General features: G+C 66.5%; 20 protein-coding genes. 12 read left to right on the top strand and 8 right to left on the bottom strand.

The window, feature by feature from the left end; all coding sequences use genetic code 11:
- Positions 1 to 119: 119 nt before the first annotated feature.
- The 3 genes from AB3G45_RS12885 to AB3G45_RS12875 are packed head-to-tail and all read right to left on the bottom strand — an operon-like array spanning position 120 to position 1,794.
- Positions 120 to 470, bottom strand: a complete 351-nt coding sequence (locus AB3G45_RS12885) for a hypothetical protein (protein WP_367830937.1) — start codon at positions 468 to 470, stop codon at positions 120 to 122.
- Positions 467 to 886, bottom strand: a complete 420-nt coding sequence (locus AB3G45_RS12880) for an ACT domain-containing protein (protein WP_367830936.1) — start codon at positions 884 to 886, stop codon at positions 467 to 469. The genes AB3G45_RS12885 and AB3G45_RS12880 overlap by 4 nt, the downstream gene beginning before the upstream one ends.
- Complete coding sequence (locus AB3G45_RS12875; protein ID WP_367830935.1) at positions 883 to 1,794, bottom strand: alpha/beta hydrolase; 912 nt, start codon at positions 1,792 to 1,794, stop codon at positions 883 to 885. Before AB3G45_RS12875 ends, AB3G45_RS12880 begins: the two co-directional genes overlap by 4 nt.
- A gap of 123 nt (positions 1,795 to 1,917) precedes the next feature.
- Here AB3G45_RS12875 and AB3G45_RS12870 point away from each other — a divergent pair, with 123 nt between their 5' ends.
- The 11 genes from AB3G45_RS12870 to AB3G45_RS12820 all read left to right on the top strand — a co-directional run bounded on the left by AB3G45_RS12870 (position 1,918) and on the right by AB3G45_RS12820 (position 13,670).
- Positions 1,918 to 2,826, top strand: a complete 909-nt coding sequence (locus tag AB3G45_RS12870) for a LysR family transcriptional regulator (RefSeq protein ID WP_367830934.1) — start codon at positions 1,918 to 1,920, stop codon at positions 2,824 to 2,826.
- Positions 2,827 to 2,957: 131 nt separating this feature from the next.
- Positions 2,958 to 4,118, top strand: coding sequence for an ABC transporter substrate-binding protein (locus AB3G45_RS12865; protein WP_367830933.1), 1,161 nt, complete (start codon positions 2,958 to 2,960; stop codon positions 4,116 to 4,118).
- 312 nt (positions 4,119 to 4,430) lie between these two features.
- On the top strand, positions 4,431 to 5,426 hold the full coding sequence (locus tag AB3G45_RS12860) for an ABC transporter ATP-binding protein (protein WP_367830932.1): 996 nt from the start codon (positions 4,431 to 4,433) through the stop codon (positions 5,424 to 5,426).
- Complete coding sequence (locus tag AB3G45_RS12855) at positions 5,423 to 6,373, top strand: ABC transporter permease (protein WP_367830931.1); 951 nt, start codon at positions 5,423 to 5,425, stop codon at positions 6,371 to 6,373. Before AB3G45_RS12860 ends, AB3G45_RS12855 begins: the two co-directional genes overlap by 4 nt.
- Entirely contained in the window at positions 6,363 to 7,178 is an 816-nt protein-coding gene (locus AB3G45_RS12850) for an ABC transporter permease (RefSeq protein ID WP_367830930.1), read from the top strand. The genes AB3G45_RS12855 and AB3G45_RS12850 overlap by 11 nt, the downstream gene beginning before the upstream one ends.
- A 23-nt stretch (positions 7,179 to 7,201) precedes the next feature.
- Positions 7,202 to 8,629, top strand: a complete 1,428-nt coding sequence (locus AB3G45_RS12845) for a gamma-aminobutyraldehyde dehydrogenase (protein ID WP_367830929.1) — start codon at positions 7,202 to 7,204, stop codon at positions 8,627 to 8,629.
- Between the two features lie 108 nt (positions 8,630 to 8,737).
- Positions 8,738 to 8,911: a DUF1328 domain-containing protein gene (locus AB3G45_RS12840; protein WP_367830928.1), complete on the top strand. Its 174-nt coding sequence runs from the start codon at positions 8,738 to 8,740 to the stop codon at positions 8,909 to 8,911.
- Positions 8,912 to 9,052: 141 nt separating this feature from the next.
- A complete protein-coding gene (locus tag AB3G45_RS12835; protein WP_367830927.1) occupies positions 9,053 to 11,227 on the top strand; it encodes a TonB-dependent siderophore receptor in 2,175 nt (724 codons plus the stop codon).
- A 100-nt stretch (positions 11,228 to 11,327) separates the two neighbouring features.
- Complete coding sequence (gene fhuF, locus AB3G45_RS12830) at positions 11,328 to 11,990, top strand: siderophore-iron reductase FhuF (RefSeq protein ID WP_367833570.1); 663 nt, start codon at positions 11,328 to 11,330, stop codon at positions 11,988 to 11,990.
- The gene (locus AB3G45_RS12825) at positions 11,987 to 13,096 is read left to right on the top strand and encodes an ABC transporter substrate-binding protein (protein WP_367830926.1); all 1,110 of its coding nucleotides are present in this window, start codon (positions 11,987 to 11,989) and stop codon (positions 13,094 to 13,096) included. Before fhuF ends, AB3G45_RS12825 begins: the two co-directional genes overlap by 4 nt.
- A gap of 58 nt (positions 13,097 to 13,154) precedes the next feature.
- A complete protein-coding gene (locus AB3G45_RS12820; RefSeq protein WP_367830925.1) occupies positions 13,155 to 13,670 on the top strand; it encodes a hypothetical protein in 516 nt (171 codons plus the stop codon).
- Here the strand turns inward: AB3G45_RS12820 and AB3G45_RS12815 are convergent.
- A complete protein-coding gene (locus AB3G45_RS12815; protein ID WP_367830924.1) occupies positions 13,667 to 14,227 on the bottom strand; it encodes an isochorismatase family protein in 561 nt (186 codons plus the stop codon). The two genes, AB3G45_RS12820 and AB3G45_RS12815, sit on opposite strands and share 4 nt — an antisense overlap.
- 108 nt (positions 14,228 to 14,335) lie before the next feature.
- Here AB3G45_RS12815 and AB3G45_RS12810 point away from each other — a divergent pair, with 108 nt between their 5' ends.
- Positions 14,336 to 14,779 carry an Lrp/AsnC family transcriptional regulator gene (locus AB3G45_RS12810; RefSeq protein WP_367830923.1) on the top strand — a complete coding sequence of 148 codons (444 nt, stop codon included), beginning with the start codon at positions 14,336 to 14,338 and terminating at the stop codon, positions 14,777 to 14,779.
- Positions 14,780 to 14,831: 52 nt separating this feature from the next.
- Here AB3G45_RS12810 and AB3G45_RS12805 read toward each other — a convergent pair whose 3' ends face one another.
- From AB3G45_RS12805 to AB3G45_RS12790, 4 genes are read right to left on the bottom strand one after another with little or no spacing between them, the layout of a single operon-like run.
- Positions 14,832 to 16,370, bottom strand: a complete 1,539-nt coding sequence (locus tag AB3G45_RS12805) for a trimethylamine methyltransferase family protein (protein ID WP_367830922.1) — start codon at positions 16,368 to 16,370, stop codon at positions 14,832 to 14,834.
- Positions 16,363 to 17,208 (bottom strand): oxaloacetate decarboxylase, encoded by an 846-nt coding sequence (locus AB3G45_RS12800; protein ID WP_367830921.1) that lies wholly within the window; start codon positions 17,206 to 17,208, stop codon positions 16,363 to 16,365. Before AB3G45_RS12800 ends, AB3G45_RS12805 begins: the two co-directional genes overlap by 8 nt.
- Positions 17,205 to 19,652, bottom strand: coding sequence for an FAD-dependent oxidoreductase (locus tag AB3G45_RS12795; RefSeq protein WP_367830920.1), 2,448 nt, complete (start codon positions 19,650 to 19,652; stop codon positions 17,205 to 17,207). Before AB3G45_RS12795 ends, AB3G45_RS12800 begins: the two co-directional genes overlap by 4 nt.
- Complete coding sequence (locus AB3G45_RS12790; RefSeq protein WP_367830919.1) at positions 19,649 to 22,099, bottom strand: FAD-dependent oxidoreductase; 2,451 nt, start codon at positions 22,097 to 22,099, stop codon at positions 19,649 to 19,651. The genes AB3G45_RS12795 and AB3G45_RS12790 overlap by 4 nt, the downstream gene beginning before the upstream one ends.
- Between the last annotated feature and the right edge of the window lie 33 nt (positions 22,100 to 22,132).

Below are 22,132 nucleotides of genomic sequence, written 5' to 3'. Positions count from 1 at the left end.
GAAACGGCACGCGCGGAATTTGTGGCATGGATCCTCGGGTCAAGCCCGAGGATGACGTCGGGGGTGGGGGGTGGGGTGAGGCGACGTTCTCAGCAAGACCGCCCGCGCCGCACCTTCCCTCAATTCTGCGTGCAGGTCACATCCCCGAGCCGGCTTGCCGATTCGCCCTCGGCCATCACCGTCTCCTCGCCGCGCGCCGCGCAATTGCCCTTCTCGCCGGCGCCCGAGCGGAACTTCACCATGGGCTGGCCCTCGATCATGATGCTCGGCACGATCTCGTAGAGTTCCGGCGGGCAGTTCACCACGTCGGAGAGCCTGAGCGCCGGCGCGCCGCCGATGAAGACGCTGTTGGCGCCCGACAGGGCGCAGGCGGGGATGGGTGCCGGCGCATCCTCCGCCATCGAGACGGACGGGCCCGCCATGCCGAAAGCCAGGGCAAGGAGGACGCCCGCAAGTCGCAAAGATCTCATCGCCTGTTTCCCTTTTCACGCGCCGCGCGGGAGAGCGCCCGCAGCGTTTCCAGCGCCCGTTCGCCATCCCGCTCCGGCACGAATATATGGTCGTGATGGTAGCCGGCAACCACGTTCGCGCTGATCCCCTGCGCGGTCAGGGCCGTCGCGAAGGCCGCCGTCAGCCCCACCGCCTCCAGCGAGGAATGCACGGTGAGCGTGATCATGCGCATCGGCGCGCCGGCGGCAAGGCCCTGCGCCGTCTCCGCCGGCAGGATCAGCGTCACGCCCTCCTCTTCCCAAAAAAGGCCGACCGGCCCGCGAAAAAGGTGTTTTTCCACATCGCCGGCCGGCACGCAGGCATAGGCGAAGCGGCCCTCCGCCAGCACCGGCTCCATCGTCGCCAAAAGCTCGTCGAGATCGGTGATGCCGCTCATGGAGTGGCCATCCGGCGCACGGCATCGCACAGCGCCGCAAAGCCGGCCGCCGCCCCCGCGCTCATGAAGCGGGCGCGCAGCCAGGCATGGATCATCTCCTTCTCCTCGCGAAACACGACCGGCACGCCGGAAAGCGCCAGGCGCGCCGCATAGGCCCGCGCATCGTCGCGCAGCGGATCGAAATAGGCACCGGTGACGAAGGCCGGTGGCAGGCCGGCCAGGCTTTCCGCCCGCAGCGGGAAGGCATGCGCGGCCGCCTCCGGCGCCTTGTAGACCTCCCGGTAATAGGCAACGTCGGCGGTGGAAAGGCCCGGCGCCTCGGCCATCTCGACATAGGAGCCGGAGACGAGGTCGCCGCCGAGGCCCGGATAGACCAGCGCCTGCCCGGCAATGCCCGTCAGCCCCTCGTCGCGCGCCTTCAGCGCGATGCCGGCCGCAAGGTTGCCGCCGGCGCTGTCGCCGATCACCACGACCGGATGGTTTTCCAGGAGAAGCTCGATCAGCACCGCCCAGCAATCGTCGAAGGCGGCGGGCCAGACATGTTCCGGCGACAGGCGGTAGTCGACGCCGACGAGTTCGGCCCCCGCAGCCTCCGAAAGCTCGGCGCAGATCGCATCGTGGCTGTTCAGCGAGCCGACGACGAAGCCGCCGCCATGGATGTAGAAAAGCCGCGTCGCGGTCGTCACCGTCGCCGGACGGTAGCGGCGCACCGGGATGCGCTCGGCAACGAGACCGTCCTCCTTGACCATGCCGGCCGGCGGCGGCGCGTCGAAGGCGGCGCAGAGCGCATCGTACCAGCCACGCTGCCGGGCGATATCCGCATCGACGGCGTCGGCGGGGTAGAAATCCTCGCAGCGCTTGTGGAAGGCCAGGATGCCCTCCTCGGTCGGCATGGGGCGTTCGGTCATGGCGGCTCCTCGTGTTGCGGGCGGATCATAGCAGCCTCGCTTCCCGCCGCCTGTCCCACCCGCGGCTTTCCCGGAGATTTTTCGCTGCTTGCCTCGCCCCCGCCGGGCATATTAACTGCCGCCATGGCATTCACCTTCCGGCAGTTGCAATATTTCGTCGCCGTCGCGGAACAGGGCTCCGTGACGCGGGCGGCGCAAAACCTCTCGATCTCGCAATCCTCGATCACCGAGGCGATCAAGGAACTCGAATCCGACCTCGGCGTCGAGCTTTTCGAGCGCCATTCGCGCGGCCTGACGACGACGCACAACGGCCACCAGTTCCTCCGCCATGCCACGAAGATCCTGTCCAACGTCTCGGATGCCCGTCGCTCCTTTGCCGACAACCGCACGCCGGAAAAAGGCCAGCTCAATCTCGGCGTCACCTCGCTCGTCGCCGGCTACGTGCTGTCGGACCTGCTCTCGCGCTATCGCCGCGCCTTTCCCGGCATCGATGTCAGCGCCATCGAGGACAACGGCTCCTATCTGGAACACCTTTTGGTCGGCGGCGAACTCGACGTGGCCGTCATGGTCATCTCGAACCTGCGCGACCGCATGGCCTTGCAGGCCGAGATCATCGAGACCTCGCCCTATCGGCTCTGGCTGCCGATCGGCCATCCGCTGGTCTCGGCCGATATCATCTCCGTCAACGACATCGCCAAGGAGCCGCTGATCATGCTGACGGTCGACGAAATCGAGGAGAACACCGGCAAGCTCCTCTCCGCGCTCGGCGCCCGCCCGCATGTCGCCTTCCGCACCCGTTCGGTGGAGGCGGTGCGCAGCCTCGTGGCCACCGGCGCCGGCATCGCGCTGCTTCCCGACCTCGTCTACCGCCCCTGGTCGCTGGAAGGCGACCGCATCGAAAGCCGCGACGTCTCCGGCGCGCTGCCGGTGGTGCAGATCGGCATGGTCTGGCGCAAGGGCTCCAGCCTGCCGCAGGCGGCGCGGGATTTCGTGGGCCTGGCCGAAGCGCTCAGGAGCGGACGCGGACGGTAGCGAAAAAGCGGAACTTTCGGAATTTCCGATACCGACATTCTGATTAATGAATTTGCGAAAGCGGCGAAAGCGCGGCACCTTTCCATCCGGGAACAATACCGCAGACAAGCGGACCAAACCGGGAGACTGTCATGAAGCGACTTCTGCATTCCTGCACCGCGCTTACCCTTTCGCTCGCCTTTGCCACATCCGCCATCGCCCAGGAGCCGCTGAAGGAGCTCGGGGCCGGTGAAGGCGAAGTGTCGATCGTCGCCTGGGCCGGCTATATCGAGCGCGGCGAGACGGACAAGGCCTACGACTGGGTCACCGAATTCGAGAAGAAGACGAGCTGCAAGGTCACCGTGAAGACCGCCGCCACCTCGGATGAAATGGTGGCGCTGATGAACGAGGGCGGCTTCGACCTCGTCACCGCCTCGGGCGACGCGTCGCTGCGCCTCGTCGCGGGCAAGCGCGTCCAGCCGATCAACACCGACCTCATCCCGAGCTGGAAGACCATCGACGAGCGCCTGCAGAACGCGCCGTGGCACACCGTGAACGGCGTGCATTACGGCACGCCCTATCTGTGGGGCCCGAACGTCCTGATGTACAACACGGAAGCCTTCAAGGGCGAGGCGCCGACGAGCTGGAAGGTCGTCTTCGAGGAGATGACGCTGCCGGACGGCAAGTCGAACAAGGGCCGCGTGCAGGCCTATGACGGCCCGATCCACATCGCCGACGCCGCGCAATACCTGATGGCGCACAAGCCGGACCTCGGCATCAAGGATCCCTACGAGCTCAACGAGGACCAGTACAAGGCCGCGCTCGACCTCTTGCGCGTGCAGCGCACGCTCGTCGGCCGCTACTGGCACGACGCCATGATCCAGATCGACGACTTCAAGAACGAGGGCGTCGTCGCCTCGGGCTCCTGGCCGTTCCAGGTCAACCTGATGCAGGCGGAGAAGCAGCCGATCGCCTCCACCTTCCCGGAAGAGGGCGTGACGGGCTGGTCGGACACGACCATGCTGCACGCCGAAAGCCAGCATCCGAACTGCGCCTATATGTGGATGGAGCATTCGCTGTCCGCCAAGGTGCAGGGTGATGCTGCCGCCTGGTTCGGCGCGGTTCCCTCGGTTCCGGCCGCCTGCAAGGGCAATGCGCTCCTGACCGACGAGGGGTGCTCGACCAACGGCTTCGACAATTTCGAGAAGATCGCCTTCTGGCGCACGCCGGTCGCCAAGTGCGAAAGCCAGGGCGAATGCGTGCCGTATCATCGCTGGGTCTCCGACTATATCGGCGTGATCGGCGGGCGATAAGCTCCGGCGCCCGTCGCTTTCGCTGCGAATGTGGCGATCGCATAAAGGCATGCCGATGCCGCACGTCCCTTCTCCCCTCGGGGAGAAGGTGGCCCGAAGGGTCGGATGAGGGGGCTTTCGCCTTCGGCGTCCCCCTCATCCCGCTGCCGCGACCTTCTCCCCGCTGGGGAGAAGGAGGCAAGACGGCCTCTCATAATTCCTATCGACAGCCCTGTGCCACGGGGAGGCCGGAAAGGCGCGCCGTTTTCTGCCGATGACAACTTCCGCGATGGACGCAAGTCCACCGCAAGGACCAAACACCGGGAGCCTTCCATGACCGCCGTCCTGTTCCAGCAAGTCTCCCGCCATTTCGGCGCCGTCCGTGCCGTCGACAGCGTGGATCTCGCGATAGCCGAGGGCGAGTTCTTCGCGATGCTCGGCCCGTCCGGCTCCGGCAAGACGACGTGCCTGCGCCTGATGGCCGGCTTCGAGCAGCCGACATCGGGCCATATCGAGATCTTCGGCGAGACGGCGGAAGGCGTGCCGCCCTATAGGCGCAACGTCAACACGGTGTTCCAGGACTACGCGCTCTTCCCGCATCTCTCGATCCTGGAAAACGTCGCCTACGGGCTGATGGTCAAGGGCGTCGGCAAGGCCGAGCGGCTGAAGGCGGCCGAGGAGGCGCTTGCCATGGTGAAGCTGCCCGGCTACGGCACGCGCCGGCCCGGTCAGCTCTCCGGCGGCCAGCGCCAGCGCGTGGCGCTCGCCCGCGCCCTCGTCAACCGGCCCCGCGTGCTCCTCCTCGACGAACCGCTCGGCGCGCTCGACCTGAAGCTGCGCGAGCAGATGCAGGAGGAGCTGAAGAGCCTGCAGAAGTCGCTCGGCATCACCTTCGTCTTCGTCACCCACGACCAGGGCGAGGCGCTATCGATGGCCGACCGCATCGCCGTCTTCAGCGAGGGGAGGATCCAGCAGCTCGGCACGCCGGAGGAGGTCTACAAGCGGCCGAAGACGCGCTTCGTCGCCGATTTCGTCGGCTCCTCCAACGTGCTGCCGCCCGATTTCGTCGAACGGCTCGGCTTCGGCAGGAACCATGCGAGCCTGCGCCCCGAGGCGATCGCGCTCGGCGACGGCCCCGGCCGCAAGCAGTTCTCCGGCCGCGTGACCGCGGCAAGCTTCCTCGGCGCGGCAAGCCGCGTGACGGTGGAAACGGCCGGCGCCCGCATTGCCGCGATGATCCCGGCCTCCCTTGCGGTCCCCGCGCAGGGCGAGACCGTCACCTTCTCCTTCCTGCCGGAGGACCTGCACACGATGGAGGAGGCTCCATGAGCATCCTTGCCGACACCTCCATCCGCGCGCGCCGGGAAGGCCCTTCCGGGCGGCTTTCGGATTTCTTCTGGCGCAACCCGAGGATCCTGCTGCTCCTGATGCTGACGCCGCCGCTCCTCTGGCTCGGCGTTATCTATCTCGGCTCGCTCTTCGCGCTCCTTCTGCAAAGCTTCTTCTCGATCGACGACTTCTCCGGGCTGATCAACTACGAGTTCACGCTCGCCACCTACCGGCAACTGCTCATCCCCTCCAACTTCGACATCATCCTGCGCACCGTGCTGATGGCCGTGCTGGTGACGCTCGCCTCCGCCGCCATCGCCTTCCCGATCGCCTACTATGCGGCGCGCTACGCGAAGGGCAAATGGAAGGTCGTCTTCTATCTCGGCGTCATGCTGCCGCTGTGGTCGAGCTATCTCGTGAAAGTCTATGCCTGGAAGCTGATCCTCGCCAAGGAAGGCATCGTCACCTGGGCCTTCGCGAAGCTGCATCTTTCCTGGCTGCTCGATGCATGGCTTTCGCTGCCCGTCGTCGGCGGCTCGTCGCTGTCGATCAGCTATACCGGCACCTTCATCGTCTTCATCTATGTCTGGATGCCCTTCATGATCCTGCCGATCCAGGCCGCGCTGGAGCGCGTGCCGGGCAACCTGATCGAAGCCTCCGCCGATCTCGGCGGCCACCCGGCGCAGACCTTCCGCCATGTGCTGTTCCCGCTCGCCCTGCCCGGCATCATCGCCGGCTCGATCTTCACCTTCTCGCTGACGCTGGGCGACTACATCATCCCGCAGATCATCGGCTCGTCGCGGCTCTTCATCGGCCAGGCCGTCTATGCCCAGCAGGGCACGGCCGGCAACATCCCGCTCGCCGCCGCCTTCTCCGTCGTGCCGATCGTCATCATGGGCCTCTATCTCTGGATGGCCAAGCGACAGGGGGCCTTCGATGCGCTCTGACCGGAACACCGCCGCTCCGCTCGGCCTCAAGATCGCCGCAGGCGCAGGCCTTCTCTTCCTGCACCTGCCGATCCTCCTGATCTTCCTCTACGCCTTCACGACGGAGGAGAAGAGCTACCAGTTCCCGCCGCCGGGCTATACGCTCAAATGGCTCACTGTGACCTGGAACCGGCCGGATGTCTGGGAGGCGATGGGGCTGTCGGTTCGCGTCGCGTCCATCTCGACCGCCGTCGCCCTGGTGCTCGGCACGCTGTGCGCCGCCGCCGTCAGCCGCACGAGGTTCTTCGGCCGGGAGACGATCTCGCTGCTCGTCATCCTGCCGATCGCGCTGCCCGGCATCATCACCGGCATCGCGCTGCGCTCGGCCTTCTCGTTTGCGGAGATCCCCTTCTCCTTCTGGACGATCGTGCTCGGCCACGCCACCTTCTGCGTCGTGGTCGTCTACAACAATGCCGTCGCCCGCTTCCGCCGGGTCTCGGGCTCGCTGATCGAGGCCTCGATGGACCTCGGCGCCGACAGCTTCCAGACCTTCCGCTACGTCATCCTGCCGAACATCGGCACGGCGCTGCTCGCCGGCGGCATGCTGGCCTTCGCGTTGTCCTTCGACGAGGTGATCGTGACCACCTTCACCGCCGGCCAGCAATCGACCCTGCCGATCTGGATGCTGGAGGAGCTGGTGCGCCCGCGCCAGCGCCCGGTGACCAATGTCGTCGCCATGGTGGTCGTGCTCGTCACCTTCCTGCCGATCCTTAGCGCCTACTATCTCACCCGCGACGGCGACCAGGTCGCCGGCGGCGGCAAATGAACCAACGACAAGGGAGAACCACGATGGACACCCAGATGCTGATCGGCTCGCGCTTCGAGGCCGGCACCGAGGTCGAGGAGCACATCCTGAACCCGAAGACCGGCGCCAGGATCGTCGACCTGCCGGAGGCCTCCCATGCGCAGATCGACGCCGCCGTCGACGCCGCCGAAAAGGCCTTCGTCTCCTGGGCGACCACGACGCCCGCCGAGCGCTCCGGCTACCTCCTGAGGATCGCCGACGCGATCGAGAAGGACGCCGATGCCTTCGCGGCGCTCGAAGCGCTCAATTGCGGCAAGCCGATCAACGCCGCGCGCAACGACGAACTGCCGGCCATCGTGGACTGCTGGCGCTTCTTCGCCGGCGCCATCCGCTCGCTGAGCGCCCCGGTCGCCGCCGAATACCTGCCCGGCTTCACCTCCATGGTGCGGCGCGACCCGATCGGCATCGTCGGCTCCATCGCGCCGTGGAACTATCCGCTGATGATGATGGCCTGGAAGCTGGCGCCGGCGATTGCCGGCGGCAACACCGTCGTCTTCAAGCCCTCCGAGCAGACGCCGCTGACGGCGCTGAAGATGGCGAGGCTGCTCGCCGACATCCTGCCCGAGGGCGTGGTCAACATCGTGCTCGGCCGCGGCGAGACGGTCGGCAACACGCTGATCAATCACCCGAAGATCAACATGGTCTCGATCACCGGCGACGTGGCGACCGGCAAGAAGGTGCTGGCCGCGGCGGCCAAGACCGTCAAGCGCACCCATCTGGAACTCGGCGGCAAGGCCCCCGTCGTCGTCTTCGACGATGCGGATCTGGACGCCGTCGTCTCGGGCATCCGCGCCTTCGGCTACTACAATGCCGGCCAGGACTGCACGGCCGCCTGCCGCATCTATGCCGAGGACGGCATCTACGAGAAGCTGGTCGCCGACCTCTCCGCCGCCGTCTCGACCATCAAGTACAACGATCCCGACGACACGCTGAACGAGATCGGCCCGCTGATCTCGAAACGCCAGCGCGACCGCGTGGCGAGCTTCGTCGAGCGCGCGGCGGACGTGAAGCACATCGAGATCACCACGGGCGGGCGGGCCGGCAGCGACGACGGCTACTTCTTCCAGCCGACCGTGGTGGCCGGCGCGACGCAGGACGACGAGATCGTGCGCCGCGAAGTGTTCGGCCCCGTCGTCTCCGTCACCCGCTTCACCGAGGCCGACCAGGCCGTCGCCTGGGCGAACGACAGCGACTACGGCCTCGCCTCCTCCGTCTGGACGAAGGACATCGGCAAGGCGATGAAGGCCGCCGCCCGCCTGCAATACGGCTGCACCTGGATCAACACCCACTTCATGCTGACGACCGAAATGCCCCATGGCGGGGTGAAGCAGTCGGGCTACGGCAAGGACATGTCGATCTATGCGCTGGAAGACTATACCGCCGTGCGGCATGTGATGGTCAGCCACGGCTGATCCTCCCAGCCGCCAAGGAGTACGGCCATCTTCCGGGGGGCGCTTGCGCCACCCGGAACATTTCCCCCCGCCGCGCGTCTTTACTCCGACACAATCGGAGGCATCGCCGTGCTGAAATGGGCCCTTATCTTCCTCGTCATCTCGCTGATCGCCGGCTTTCTCGGCTTTTCCGGGGTATCGGCCGCCAGCGCGACGATTGCCAAGGTGCTCTTCGCCATCGCGCTCGTCATCTTCCTGATCTTCCTTGTGCTTGCATTGATGGCGGGCAGCCTCGCCTTCTGAGTGCGGACGATCCACAGATCGTGTTGCATTCCGGCAACACAGGCTTATTCCTGAGCTTTTAAGTCATATAATTCGTTGCAGCAGGAAAAATCCTGATAAAACCGGTCACGTTATCGAACCGTTTCCTCAGGAAGTACCCGCATGCACAAGCCCTCCCGCACGATGTTCCGCCTGGCGCTCGCCGGCACGTCCCTCCTCACGCTCACGACCGTCGCGCTCGCGCAGGACCAGTCGGGCACGGCGGCGGGCGGCGCGACCGTCCTCGAAGACATCGTCGTCAACGGCGGCAGCGGCGGCGTCATCACGGCGGACGGCTATGTGGGCAAGAGCAGCGCGACGGGCGCCAAGGTCGATACACCCTTCATCCAGACGCCGCAGTCGATCTCCTCGATCACGCAGCAGCAGCTGGAGGACCGCAATCCGCAGACCCTGCTCGATACGATCGCCTATACGCCCGGCACCCGCGTCGGCGGCTACGGCTTCGACCCGCGCTTCGACAGTTTCACCGTGCGCGGCTTCGACGTGACCTATACCGGCGTCTTCCGCGACAACCTGCGCCAGCCGGGCGCCGGCTCCTCGCTTTTCAAGACGGAGCCCTATGGCCTGGAAGGCGTCTCGATCCTGCGCGGCCCGTCCTCGGCGCTCTACGGCGCCTCCGGCGCCGGCGGCCTCTACAACCTCGTCAGCAAGCGCCCGACGGAAGAGGCGCTGCGCGAGATCCAGGTGCAGTACGGCAGCCATGACCGCTACCAGGGCCAGTTCGACTTCTCCGGCCCGGTCAACGAGGAAGACCCGGTCTTCTACCGCCTGACGGGCCTCCTGCGCAGCGCCGACACCGAGCAGGTCGGCGTTCCCGACGACCGCGTCTACATCGCGCCGGCCCTCACCTGGAAGCCGGACGAGGATACGAGGCTGACCATCCTCGGCGAATATTCCCGCACCAAGACGGGCGGCACGGCGGCCTATTACTACGACCCGATCACCGGCAAGGTCAGCGACTTCTTCGCGGGCAACCCGGCCTTCAACGATTCGATCCAGAACCAGGGCCGCATCGGCTACGAGTTCGAGCACCGCTTCAACGAGGTCTTCACCTTCCGCCAGAACGCCCGCGCCTCCTGGCTGAACGTGGAGGCCGACTGGGCCTTCGCCTACCAGCCGAACGCCGCCGACCCGACGCTGCTCGACAGCAGCGCCGGCTCGTTCGAAGAGTGGCTGGACACCTATACGATCGACAACCAGGTCGAGGCCAAGTTCGAGACCGGCGCGCTGGAACACACGCTGCTGGCCGGCATCGACTTCACCAAGGTCTACTGGAAGTCGCTCAACGGCTACGGCGTCACGCCGCCGCTCGACACCACCGACCCGACGCGCGGCCGCCCGACGGACCCGATCGGCTTCCAGACGAAGAGCGTGCAGGACCAGTTCATCACCGGCCTCTACCTGCAGGACCAGATCCGCTACGACGCGCTGACCTTCACGCTCGGTGGCCGCTACGACTGGGTCTCGACCGACACCGACAACACGGACCTCGCCTCGGGCGCGGTCGACACGATCGACCAGAGCGACCGCGCCTTCACCTGGCGCGCCGGCGTGACCTACGAGACGGAATGGGGCATCACCCCCTATGCCAGCTACTCCACCGCCTTCTCGCCGAATGCCGGCGTGAACATGGCCACCGGCAACCCGTTCAAGCCGACCGAGAGCGAGCAGCAGGAAGTGGGCATCAAGTATCTCCTGCCCGACAGCAACACGCTGCTGACGGCCGCGCTCTTCAACATCGACCAGACGAACGGCCTCTATTATGAAGTCGTCGACCTGCCGACCGGCCCGGCCAACGTGCAGGTCCAGCGCGGCAAGCTGCGCTCGCGCGGCCTGGAGCTGGAGGCATCGACCAGCCTCGACAACGGCCTGTCGCTGATCGCCTCCTATACCTATACGCAGGCCAAGATCATCGACGGCCCGGCCGGCACCGTCAACAACGACGTCTCCTCCGTACCGCGCCACATGGCCTCGCTCTGGGCGCATTACAGGATGCCGGAAGACGGCGCGCTCGCCGGCCTCGGCTTCGGCGCCGGCATCCGCTTCACCGGCGAGAGCTACGGCGACGACGCCAACAGCATGAAGAACAAGGCCCGCGCCTTCGTCGATGCGTCGATCGACTACGATTTCGCCGCCATCGACAAGGACTTCGCCGGCCTGAAGCTGCAGGTCAACGCGACGAACCTCTTCGACCGCCAGGACGCCGTCTGCTCGGCCGGCTACTGCTACCGCGACCAGGGCCGCACGGTCATCGGCAGCCTGAAATATTCCTGGTAAGCGCTTGCCCGCGCTTCCCATCCAGAATGGCGAGACCGCTTTCCGGCCGGACGGCCTGAAGGCGGTCTTCAGCGGCGAGCATGCCTGGTGCGGCGAGAAGATGATGCTCTCGTCGGATCTCGACGACGCCGTGCCGCTCCGCGATTTCCTGGGGGGAGACGGGTTTTCCCGGACGATCGACCGCTATGCGGAGAGCCACGGCAAGGCCGACCGGCGCGCCGCGGCCTCCTTCTGGTCGCTCTACTATTTCTCCGCCCTCACCATCCCCTATGTCGTGGCGCGCCGCGCGGAACGCAGCCTGCCCGTCTCCTTCGAGGAGATGACCATCGCCATCGGCGAGGACGGCCTGCCGCGCGCCTTCGGCCTGCCGCACGAGGGCGACTGGAGCGAGGGCGACGACCTCGTCGATTTCGTCACGCCGCTGGTGGACTGCCACCTGTCCCGCGCCGTCGCCCTGTTCAGGGAAAAGACCGGCATCGCGCCGAAACTTGCCTGGAACAACGCCGCCGTCTATATCGACTATGCCTTCAACGCGACGGACCACGCGGCGCCCGAAGGCGACGACCACTGGCCGTCGCGCCCGCTCTTCGATTGCCCGCTGCTGGCGAACGGCAGCCGGAACCCCTTCCACGGTTGCCTGCGCCACGAGATGGAAGCGGGCGCCGTCCACTGTCGCCGCAAGGTCTGCTGCCTGCGCTACATGCTGCCGGGCATTCCCGGCTGCGGCGAGCTCTGCGCCCTGCCGGAACTGAGAAAACAATGACCGCACGCCTTTCCGCCCTCATCGCCGCCGCCTTCCTGCTCCTCGCCGCCCTGCCCGCCCGGGCCGAGGCGACCTATCCGCTGACCGTCACGGATGCCCTCGGCCGCGAGGTGACCATCGCCGCCGAGCCGAAGGCCGTGCTGCTCGGCAGCGGCTTCAACCTTGTCGCGCTGTCGCTGATCCACCCCGATCCGGTGAGCATCCTTGCCGGCTGGGCGAGCGACATGAAGGGCGACAATCCGGAGATCTACGCCCGCTTCAAGGAGAAATTCCCGAAGATCGAGGACGTGCCGATTATCGGCGACGGCATCACCGTCTCCTTCGAGGCCGCGCTTTCGCTGCAGGCGGACCTCGCCATCCTCGCCAACTGGCAGGCCGACACGGACCTCGGCAAGCAGGCGATCGACTATCTGGAGAGAAGCGGCGTGCGCGTCGTCGTGGTCGACTTCAACAGCGACGCGCTGAACAACACCGCGGGCAACATGCGCCTCCTCGGCAAGGTGCTGAACCGGGAGGAACAGGGAAACGCCTTCGCCGATTTCTACGAGGCGCGCGTCAAGCGCATCCGCGACCGGGTGGCCGCGCACAAGGAGCCCGGCCCGACCGTGCTGATGGACGCGTTCCCCAACCCGGAAAAGTGCTGCTACGCCTACGGCACCGGTGGGCTCGGCGCCTTCATCGCCATCACCGGCAGCCGCAACATCGCCGAAAGCCTGCCGGCGCAGGGCGGCATCGTCAGCTCGGAATTCATTGTCGCGGCCGATCCCGACGTCTATATCGCAACCGCCTCGCCGGGCGGCACCTACAGCACCTTCTCGGTCGGCCCGGGCGTGGCGCCCGAGGAAGCGCGCGAGACGCTGGCACGCGCCGTTTCCGGCCCGTTCCTGAAAAACCTCAAGGCGGTGAAGGAGGAGCGCGTGCACGGCCTGTGGAACTTCTTCAACGCCGTGCCGCTGAACATCCTCGCCGCCGAGGCCTTCGCCCATTGGCTGCGCCCGGAGATTTTCGCCGATATCGACCCGGATGCGACCTTGAAGGAAATCAACACGCGCTTCGCCGCCGTGCCCTTCGAGGGGGCCTATTGGATCAGCCTCGCGGCAAAGTGAGGGGGCCGGCCTTCCGGTCCCTTCTCCCGCAGGCTATATCATGCCCAGGAGGACCTGAATGATCTGGGCATTCGCAGTCGCGGCAGCGGCCATACTCTATCTCGCACTGCGCTTCCGGCGCTTCCAAAGCTGGGTCGAACCCGTCCTCACCATCGTGGTGGCCATCGGTCTTGCGAGCGCGCTCCTCATCTGGTTCGTCGAGGACCGCGCGCCCTCGGGCGACCCCGTCACGCCGAGCGCCGGCGTGCCTGCCTTCGCCGCCGACGAGGTGGAGCTGCTGGAGACGCAGGCCGAGGCCGGCCAGACGAAGACGAGTTTTCGCGTGACCGGCCGCCTTTCCAACAAGGGCACGCGGCCCATGCAATCCTTCCGCCTCGATGTCGTTCTGTCCGACTGCCCCGGCGGTACCTGCCGCGAGGTCGGCCGCGACAGCGCGCTCGTCGTGCTGCGCGTGCTGCCGGGCGAAAGCCAGCCCTTCTCCACCTTCGCCGTCTTCCCCGGCATCGACCTCACCCCCCTCACCGCGCCGCAATGGGATTTTGGCGTGCGCGAGGTGAGGGCGGCGACCCGCTAGGGCAACGCCACGACATCGGCCGTACGCAGTACCGTCGCAAATTCATGGCGAAGCGTCGCGACATGGGCGCGGTGCACGTCGCGGGCGGGGATCGTCCCGCCCTCGCCGTCCGGCAGGTCGAAACAGTCGCAGGCGTCCTCGACCAGGATCACCCGGTAGCCCATATTCGCCCCGACACGCACGCTGGTCGACACGCACATATCCGTGGAGACGCCGAACAGCACGACCGTCTCCGCCCCGATCCGGCGCAGGCGCAGGTCGAGATCCGTGCCGATGAAGGCGGCGTTGACGCTTTTGGTCACCAGCGGCTCGCCTTCGCGCGGCGCAAAGCCGGGACGGAACGCATGGCCCGCCGCCTCCGGCCGCAAGGTGGACCCGGGCTCCACGCTGTCATGGCACACATGGATGATCGGCCGGCCCGCCGCCCGCCAGGCGGCAAGAAGCGCAAGACCGTTCTCGTCCAGCCTCTCGTTCCAGCGCCGCGGCCAGGGCGCGGCGTCGAAGGCCTGCTGCATGTCGATCGGGATCAGGACGGTATTGTCCGGGAAGGTCGGCATCGGTCTCTCCTTGAAGCGATGCCCGACGAATAGTTGCTTTTCCGTCCGGTTTCGCGCAGCAAGAAGGTGGCCCGCCGGACGATCGTCCGGCCATATGGAGTTTTCCGGATGAACGAACTGGACGAGAAGGACAGGTTGCTGCTCGCGGCGCTCCGCGCCGACGCCCGGCAGAGCCTCGTGGAGCTCGCGCGCCATGCGGGGCTGTCGCGGAGCGCCGTGCACGAGCGCATCCGGCGGCTGGAGGCAAGGGGCGTCATCGCCGGCTATTCCGTGAAGCTCGGCATCGACCGGGAGCGGCCGGGCGTCGAGGCGCTGATCGCCATCGGCTTCCAGCAGGGCCGCAACTGCGATCACATCGTGCCGCATCTCACCGGGATTCCGAACGTCGTGACCTGCTGGTCGCTCGCCGGGCCGACGGACCTGATGCTGCTCGTCGAATGCGCCTCGAACGGCGAGCTAGACACCGTGCGCCGCCAGATCGCCACGACGCCGGGCATCGCGACCGTGCAGACGCATGTGTCGCTGCGCACCCATTTCGATAGGCGGGTCTAGTTTCAACGCAATTCCGGACGCAAAACCGCGCTGCACTTTTGCTGGAATTGCTTCAGAAATAGATCTTGAACTTCTCCCGCACCGCCCGGTCCGTCGCAAAATCGAACAGCGGGCCGCCGGCTTCGGAAAGAATGCGGTTCTTGCGCTCGATCGCCTTCTGCACGAGGTCCGGCCGGCCGATCTCGGCCCATTCCTTCGGGCTCGTGCGGTCGGCGACGGCAGGGTAGATATATTCCGTCTGCATCAGCGACAGGGTCTGCGGGTCGCCGAGATAGTGGCCCGGCCCTTCGAGGCAGACGGAGCGCATGGTCTCCAGCGAGACGGAATCCTCCGTCACGTCGATGCCGCGCACGCAGCGCTGCACCTGGCCCAAAAGGTCGTCGCCGAGCACGAGGCTTTCCAGGCAGAAGCCGAGCAGCGAGGCGTGCATGCCGACCGCCTCATAGACCATGTTGAGGCCGGACAGGCCCGCCATGACGTTGGAGATCGCCTGCTCCCAGCCGGCTTGCATGTCCGGCAGCTTGGCATCGGCGATGCCGGCCGCCGCACCACCGGGGAGCCTATAGAACTGGTGCATCTGCGCGCAGCCCGCCGTCAGCAGCGCCTGCTCGCCCGAACCGCCCGACATGGCGCCCGTCCTGAGATCCGAGACGAAGGGCCAGGTGCCGAAGATCGCCGGATGGCCCGGCGCCATGGCGTTGACATAGACGACGCCCGCAAGGCATTCCGCGACCGCCTGCACGATGGCGGTGGCGAGCGGCGCCGGTGCCGTCGCGCCCGCCTGCCCGGCCGAGAGCAGCAGGATCGGCATGCCGGCCCGGATGCAGGCCTCCATGGTGATGCAGCTTTCCTCCGCGAATTTCATCGGCGGCACGACGAAGCAGTTGGAATTCGACACGAAGGGCCGCGCCCGCCACTTGTCCTCGCCGCCCGCCATCATGTGGATGAGGTCGAAGCAGCCGGCGACATGCGAAGGATCGGAGAAGCTGGTGCCGACATGTTTCGACGTGCCGGCGCAGCAGCCGTAGAGCGTGTTGATGTCCATCAGGAAATTGTCGGCGACGTCGCGGCAGACCATCGCGCGCTGGAAGAAATGCACATTGTCGAGGTGATGGACGAGCTGGGCGGCGTTGAAGAGGTCCTTGGCCGTCGATTCGCGGTATTCCCGCTTCTCCACGTCGACGATATGCACCGCCGCGCCCGCCGTGCCGTAATAGACGCGGGTGCCGGAGAGTTCGAGGTCGTATTTCGGATCGCGGCCGTAAAGCGTGATGTCGCGCGCGGCGAGCGCCAGCATATCCTCCACCAGCGCGCGCGGAAAACGCAGCCGCCCGTCCTCGCCGAGGATGGCGCCGGCACCCGTCATGATCTCGACGCCGGATTTCGGCGCATTGGCAAGGCCGATATTCTCCAGCGCGTCCAGCGCCGCCTCGTGGATGCGGCGCACGCCCGCCTCCGTCAGCGGCTTGTACTGGCCGCCCGGAAGGCCCGGCCGCACCGGCCGGACGTTTTCCGCCAAGGGCGCGGCGCGCATCGCCACCCGCGCCGCACGCCCGCCGGAACGCCGGGACAAAACCGCCTGTTCACTCATGACCCGTCTCCCCCGCACCGGCGGCCAGCATTCTGTTGATGACATCCCCCGACGCAGCGGCGGATAATTTGGCAAAACTGCCGTCCTTCACGATGGCGTCCATCTGCTCGGCGATGGCGGCATGGGTGACGCGCGCGATCATGGAACCGAGCGAGATGCGGCGCACGCCGAGCGCGGCGAAGTCCGGCACTTTGAGCTGGCGCAGCGGACCCGCGGCCAGCCCGTTCACCGGCACCTTGACCGATTGCACGACACGCCTCAGTTCCTCCGGCCCCGGCGGCACCGGCACATAGACGAGGTCGGCGCCCGCCTTCTCGAAGGCCTGGATGCGCCGGATCGCCTCGTCGAGGTCGTAGACGCCGTTCATCACGCCGTCGGCCCTGGCGCACAGGATGAAAGGCCGGCCGAGCGACCGGGCGGCATCGGTTGCCGCGCGAATGCGCTCGACGGCAAGGTCGAAGGCATAGGCCGGGTTGCCCTCGACCATCCGCGTGTCCTCGATAGAGCAACCGGAAAGCCCGACCTCCGCGGCAAGCCGGATCGTCTCGGCCACGTCGTCCGGCGCATCGGCGAAACCGTTCTCGAAATCGCCCGAGACCGGCAGCGGCGTGGCGCGCACGACGTCTTCCGCATGCCGCAGCGCCTCGTCGCGCGTCACGCGGCCCATGTCGGGACGCCCGAGCGTGAAGGCGAAGCCGGCGGAGGTGGTGGCGAGCGCCACCGCGCCGGAGGCCGCCATCATGCGGGCGGAGCCCATGTCCCACGGATTGGGGATGACGAAGCAGCCCGACTGGTGCAGATCGAAAAATCGCTGGTGACGTTCGGCAAGGTTTTTCACGCGCGCACCCTTTCGGCTTTCGGATCGTACATCGGCGTCAGCGAGGCCTCGGCCTTCACCCGGACGCCGGCGATCTCTATCTCGTAGCTGGAGGCCAGCACATCCGCCTCGCTCTCGCCGGCGCATGGCACGTAGCCCATGCCGATCGCGCCGCCGAGATGGTGGCCATAGTTGCCCGAGGTGACGGTCGAGACGATCCGGCCGTCGCGCACCAGCGCCTCGTTGTGGAAGAGCAGCGGTTCGGGATCGGTCAGCCTGAACTGCACCATGCGGCGCTTCAACCCGTCCTCTTCCTTGCGCAGCACCGCGTCACGGCCGATGAAGTCGCCCTTCCTCGTGCGCACGGCAAAGCCGAGGCCGGCTTCCAGCACATGGTCCTCGTCGGTGATATCGTGACCGAAATGGCGGAAGGCCTTTTCGATGCGGCAGCTGTCGAGCGTGTGCAGGCCGCAGAGCTTCAGGCCGACATCGGCCCCCGCCGCCTCCAGTGCCTCGAAGACATGGGCCGTCTGGTCGGTGGAGACGTAAAGCTCCCAGCCGAGTTCGCCGACATAGGTGACGCGGTGCGCCCGGGCGAGCCCCATGCCCACCTCGATCTGCCGCGCCGTGGCGAAGGGATGCGCCGCATTGGAAAAATCGTTCGGGCTCACCTTCCGCATCAAGTCACGCGCCTTCGGCCCCATGACGCAGAGCACGCTTTCGGCCGCCGTCACATCGGTGATGACGACGAACTCGTCCGCAAGATGCTTGCGCAGCCAGGCGAGATCGCGCTGCAGCGTCGCGCCGGGCACGACGAGGAGGAAGGCATTTTCCGAAAGGCGCGTCACCGTCAGGTCGCTCTCGATGCCGCCGCGCGCGTTGAGCATCTGGGTATAGACGATCCTGCCCGGGGCGACGTCCATCTGGTTGGCGCAGAGGCGTTGCAGGAAGGCGAGCGCATCGCGGCCCTCGACGCGGATCTTGCCGAAGGAGGTCATGTCGAACAGGCCGACGCCGTTGCGGACGGCAAGGTGTTCTTCCCGCTGGTTCTCGAACCAGTTCTGCCGCCTCCAGGAATAGCGATATTCCCGCTCCTGCCCGTCCCTGGCGAACCAGTTGGCGCGCTCCCACCCCGCCACTTCGCCGAAGACCGCGCCACGGGCCTTCAAGTGCTCGTGGATGGGTGAGCGGCGCACGCCGCGCGCCGTCGCCATCTGGCGATAGGGAAAATGGTCGGCATAGAGCAGGCCGAGCGTTTCGGAGACGCGGTCCTTGAGATAGGCACGGTTCTTCTGGAACGGCTGGGCGCGGCGGATATCGACCTCCCAGAGATCGAAGGGCGGCTCGCCGTCGTTCATCCACTGGGCGAGCGCCATGCCGGCGCCGCCGGAGGAGACGATGCCGATGGAATTGTAGCCGGCGGCAACCCAGTAGCCCTTCAACTCCGGCGCCTCGCCGAGATAGTAGCGGTCGTCGGGGGTGAAGCTCTCCGGGCCGTTGAAGAAGGTGTGGATGCCGGCCGTCTCCAGCATCGGCATGCGGTGGATGGCGTTTTCGAGGATCGGCTGGAAGTGGTCGAAATCCTCCGGAAGCTGGTCGAAGCAGAAGTCTTCCGAAATGCCGTCCATGCCCCAGGGCTTGGCCTTCAATTCGAAGGCGCCGATCAGCATCTTGCCGGCATCTTCCTTGTAATAGGTGCATTCGTCCGGCACGCGCAGCACGGGAAGCCTTTGCAGGTTCGGGATCGGCTCGGTGACGATGTAGAAATGCTCGCAGGCGTGCAGCGGCAGGGTGACGCCCGACATGTCGGCGAGCGTACGGCCCCACATGCCGGCGGCGTTGACGACGTTTTCCGTCTCGATGGTGAAGGTCTCGCCGTTCTGCTCGCAGGCGACGCCCGTCACGCGGCCGTCCTTCGTCAGAACCGAGGTCACCTTGACGCCTTCGAGGACGGTCGCGCCGTTCTGCCGCGCGCCCTTCGCCAAGGCCATCGCGATGTTCGCCGGGTCGCACTGGCCGTCGAGCGGCAGGTGCACGGCGGCCTTCACATCCGCCGTGTGGAGATGCGGATAGAGCGCCTTCACCTCCTCGACGGTGATCTCGCGCACGTCGATGTCGAAGGCGCGGGCGAGCGAGGCCTGGCGGTAGATCTCTTCCTTTCGCTCCTCCGTCAGCGCAACGGTCATCGAGCCGCACTGGCGCATGCCGGTGCCGATGCCCGTCTCGGCTTCCAGCTTGACGTAGAGATCGGCGGAATATTTGGCGAGCCGCGTCATGTTCTGCGAGGCGCGAAGCTGGCCGATGAGGCCGGCGGCGTGCCAGGTGGTGCCGGAGGTGAGCTGCTTGCGCTCCAGCAGCACCACATCCGTCCAGCCCAGCTTGGCGAGGTGATAGGCGACCGAGCAGCCGGACACGCCACCGCCGATGATGACGGCTCTCGCCTTGGAAGGAATGGGCTTCGTCATGCGCGCAGTCTTTCATTGTTCGGGTCGAAGAGCGGGCCGTCGGGCTCAACGGTCGCCTTGAAGCGCTCGCCGTAGATTTCCACCTCGATTTCCGTTCCGGGCGCGGCGAGGTCGGCCTTCAGCATGCCGAGCGCGATGGATCTGCCGGTGCGATAACCCCAGTTGCCCGAGGTCGTCTCGCCGACGACCTTGCCGCCGTGCCAGAGCGTCGACATGTAAGGCGCGTCGCATTCGCCGGCGTCCACGGTCAGCGTCACGAAACGCTTGGTGACGCCCTGCTGCTTCTCCCGCTCCAGCGCGGCCTTGCCCTTGAAGGCGGGCTTGGTCCAGTCGACGAAGCGTTCGAGGCCGCCCTGCAGGATCGTGTAGTCGGTCGAAAGGTCGCCCTTCCAGGCGCGATAGCCCTTTTCGATGCGCAGGCTGTCGAGCGCCTCCATGCCGAAGGGCTTCAGGCCATGCGTCTGCCCCGCCGCCCAGACGGCGTCGAAGATGACGGCGGTGTCCTCGACCTTGGTGTGGATCTCCCAGCCGAGTTCGCCGGCAAACGAGACGCGCACCAGCTGGCACCAGCGGCCGGCGATCTCCACCGGCTGGTGGGTGAGCCAGGGCATGGTGAGGTCCGCCTTGCAGACATCCGCAAGGATGGCGCGGGAGTTCGGACCGGAGAGGATCTGGCACGAGAAGTTCTCCGTGACGTCCTCCAGCGTGAAGACGGGATTTTCCGGCAGGTGCTTTTGCAACCACTCGAAATCGTGCCACTGCGCCGTCGCGGCGGTGATGAGGAAGAAGAAATCCTCCGCCAGCATCATGACCGACATTTCCGTGACGATGCGGCCCTTGTCGTCGGAAAAATAGGCAAGGCCGATGCGGCCGGGTTTCGGCACGCGGCCGGTGATCAGCGAGGAGAGCCAGGCCGTCGCCCCCTCCCCCTTCACGCGGAAGCGCGAGAAGCCGGGAAGGTCGAGGATGCCGGCGGCCTCGGTGACGGCGCGGCACTCCGCCTCGATGCGCGGGCGCCACGGTCCCTCGCGGTTCCAGGTCTGGGTCGCGGCCTCCGACGTGTCGTCGCCGTCCTGCGCATACCAGTTGGCGCGCTCCCAGCCGTTATAGGGCTTGAACTGCGCGCCGAGCGCCGCGATGCGATCGTGGATCGGCGAGAGCTTCTGGTTCCGCCCCGCCGGCCAGGCGTGCTTGGGGAAATGCATGGCATATTCGTGGCCGTAGATTTCCATGCCCTTGGCCACGCAATAGTCCTTGTCGGCGGCGAAGGACGTGTAGCGGCGCGGATCGCAGGACCACATGTCCCATTCCGTCTCGCCCTCCGTCACCCATTCGGCCAGCACCTTGCCCGCGCCGCCCGCCTGGCAGATGCCGAAGGTGAAGACGCAGGCCTCATAGGCGTTCGGCACGCCGGGCATGGGGCCGAGCAGCGGATTGCCGTCCGGCGCATAGGGGATCGGGCCGTTGATCATGCGCGACAGGCCGGCGGTGCCGAGGATCGGCACGCGCTCGACGGCGTCGTTGAGATACCATTCGAGCCGGTCGAGATCGTCCGGGAAGAGCTGGAAGGAGAAATCGTCCGGCATCGGATCGTCGGGCGTCACCCAATGCGCCCTGCAGTTGCGCTCATAGGGGCCGAGGTTCATGCCGGTCTTTTCCTGGCGCAGATAGTAGGAACTATCGACGTCGCGCAGCAGCGGCAGCTTGTGGCCGGCCTCCTTCGACCAGGCGGCCAGTTCCGGGATTTCCTCGAACAGGATATATTGATGGCTCATCACCATCATCGGCACGTCGCGGCCGAACCATTTGCCGACTTCCCGGGCATAGTAGCCGGCGGCGTTGACGACCTTCTCGCAGCGAATCTCGCCCTGAGGCGTCGAGATCACCCATTCCTCGCCCTCGCGCCGCGCGCCGGTCGCCGGACAGAAGCGGAAGATCTTTGCGCCCATGTCGCGCGCACCCTTGGCGAGCGCCTGCGTGAGCTGCGCCGGGTCGATGTCGCCGTCATAGGGGTCGTAGAGCGCGCCGGTGAGATCATGCGTTTCGAGGAACGGATATTTGCCGCGAATCTCGTCGGGCGTCAGGATATCGAGGTCCATGCCCTGGTAGCGGCCCATGCCGACGACGCGCTTGAACTCCTGCAACCGCTCCTTCGAATGGCCGAGGCGGATCGAGCCCGTCACATGGTAGTTCATGGGGTAATCGACCAGCGCGCCCAGCTCCCGGTAGAGCGAGGCGGAATAGCGCTGCATGTTCATAATCGACCAGGAGGAGGAGAAGGTCGGCACGTTGCCGGCGGCATGCCAGGTGGAGCCGGCGGTCAGCTCGTTCTTTTCCAGAAGAACGCAATCCGTCCACCCGGCCTTGGCCAGGTGATAGAGCGCCGACGCCCCGACGGCGCCTCCGCCGATGATGACGACACGGGCATGGCTTGGCAGTGCGGACATTCTCGTTCCCCTTCTTCGCCCCGGATTTGTGGC

It is taken from the genome of Shinella sp. S4-D37 (assembly GCF_040812195.1).
Taxonomy (GTDB): Bacteria; Pseudomonadota; Alphaproteobacteria; order Rhizobiales; family Rhizobiaceae; genus Shinella.
This window is presented reverse-complemented; position numbering and strand designations above follow the sequence as displayed.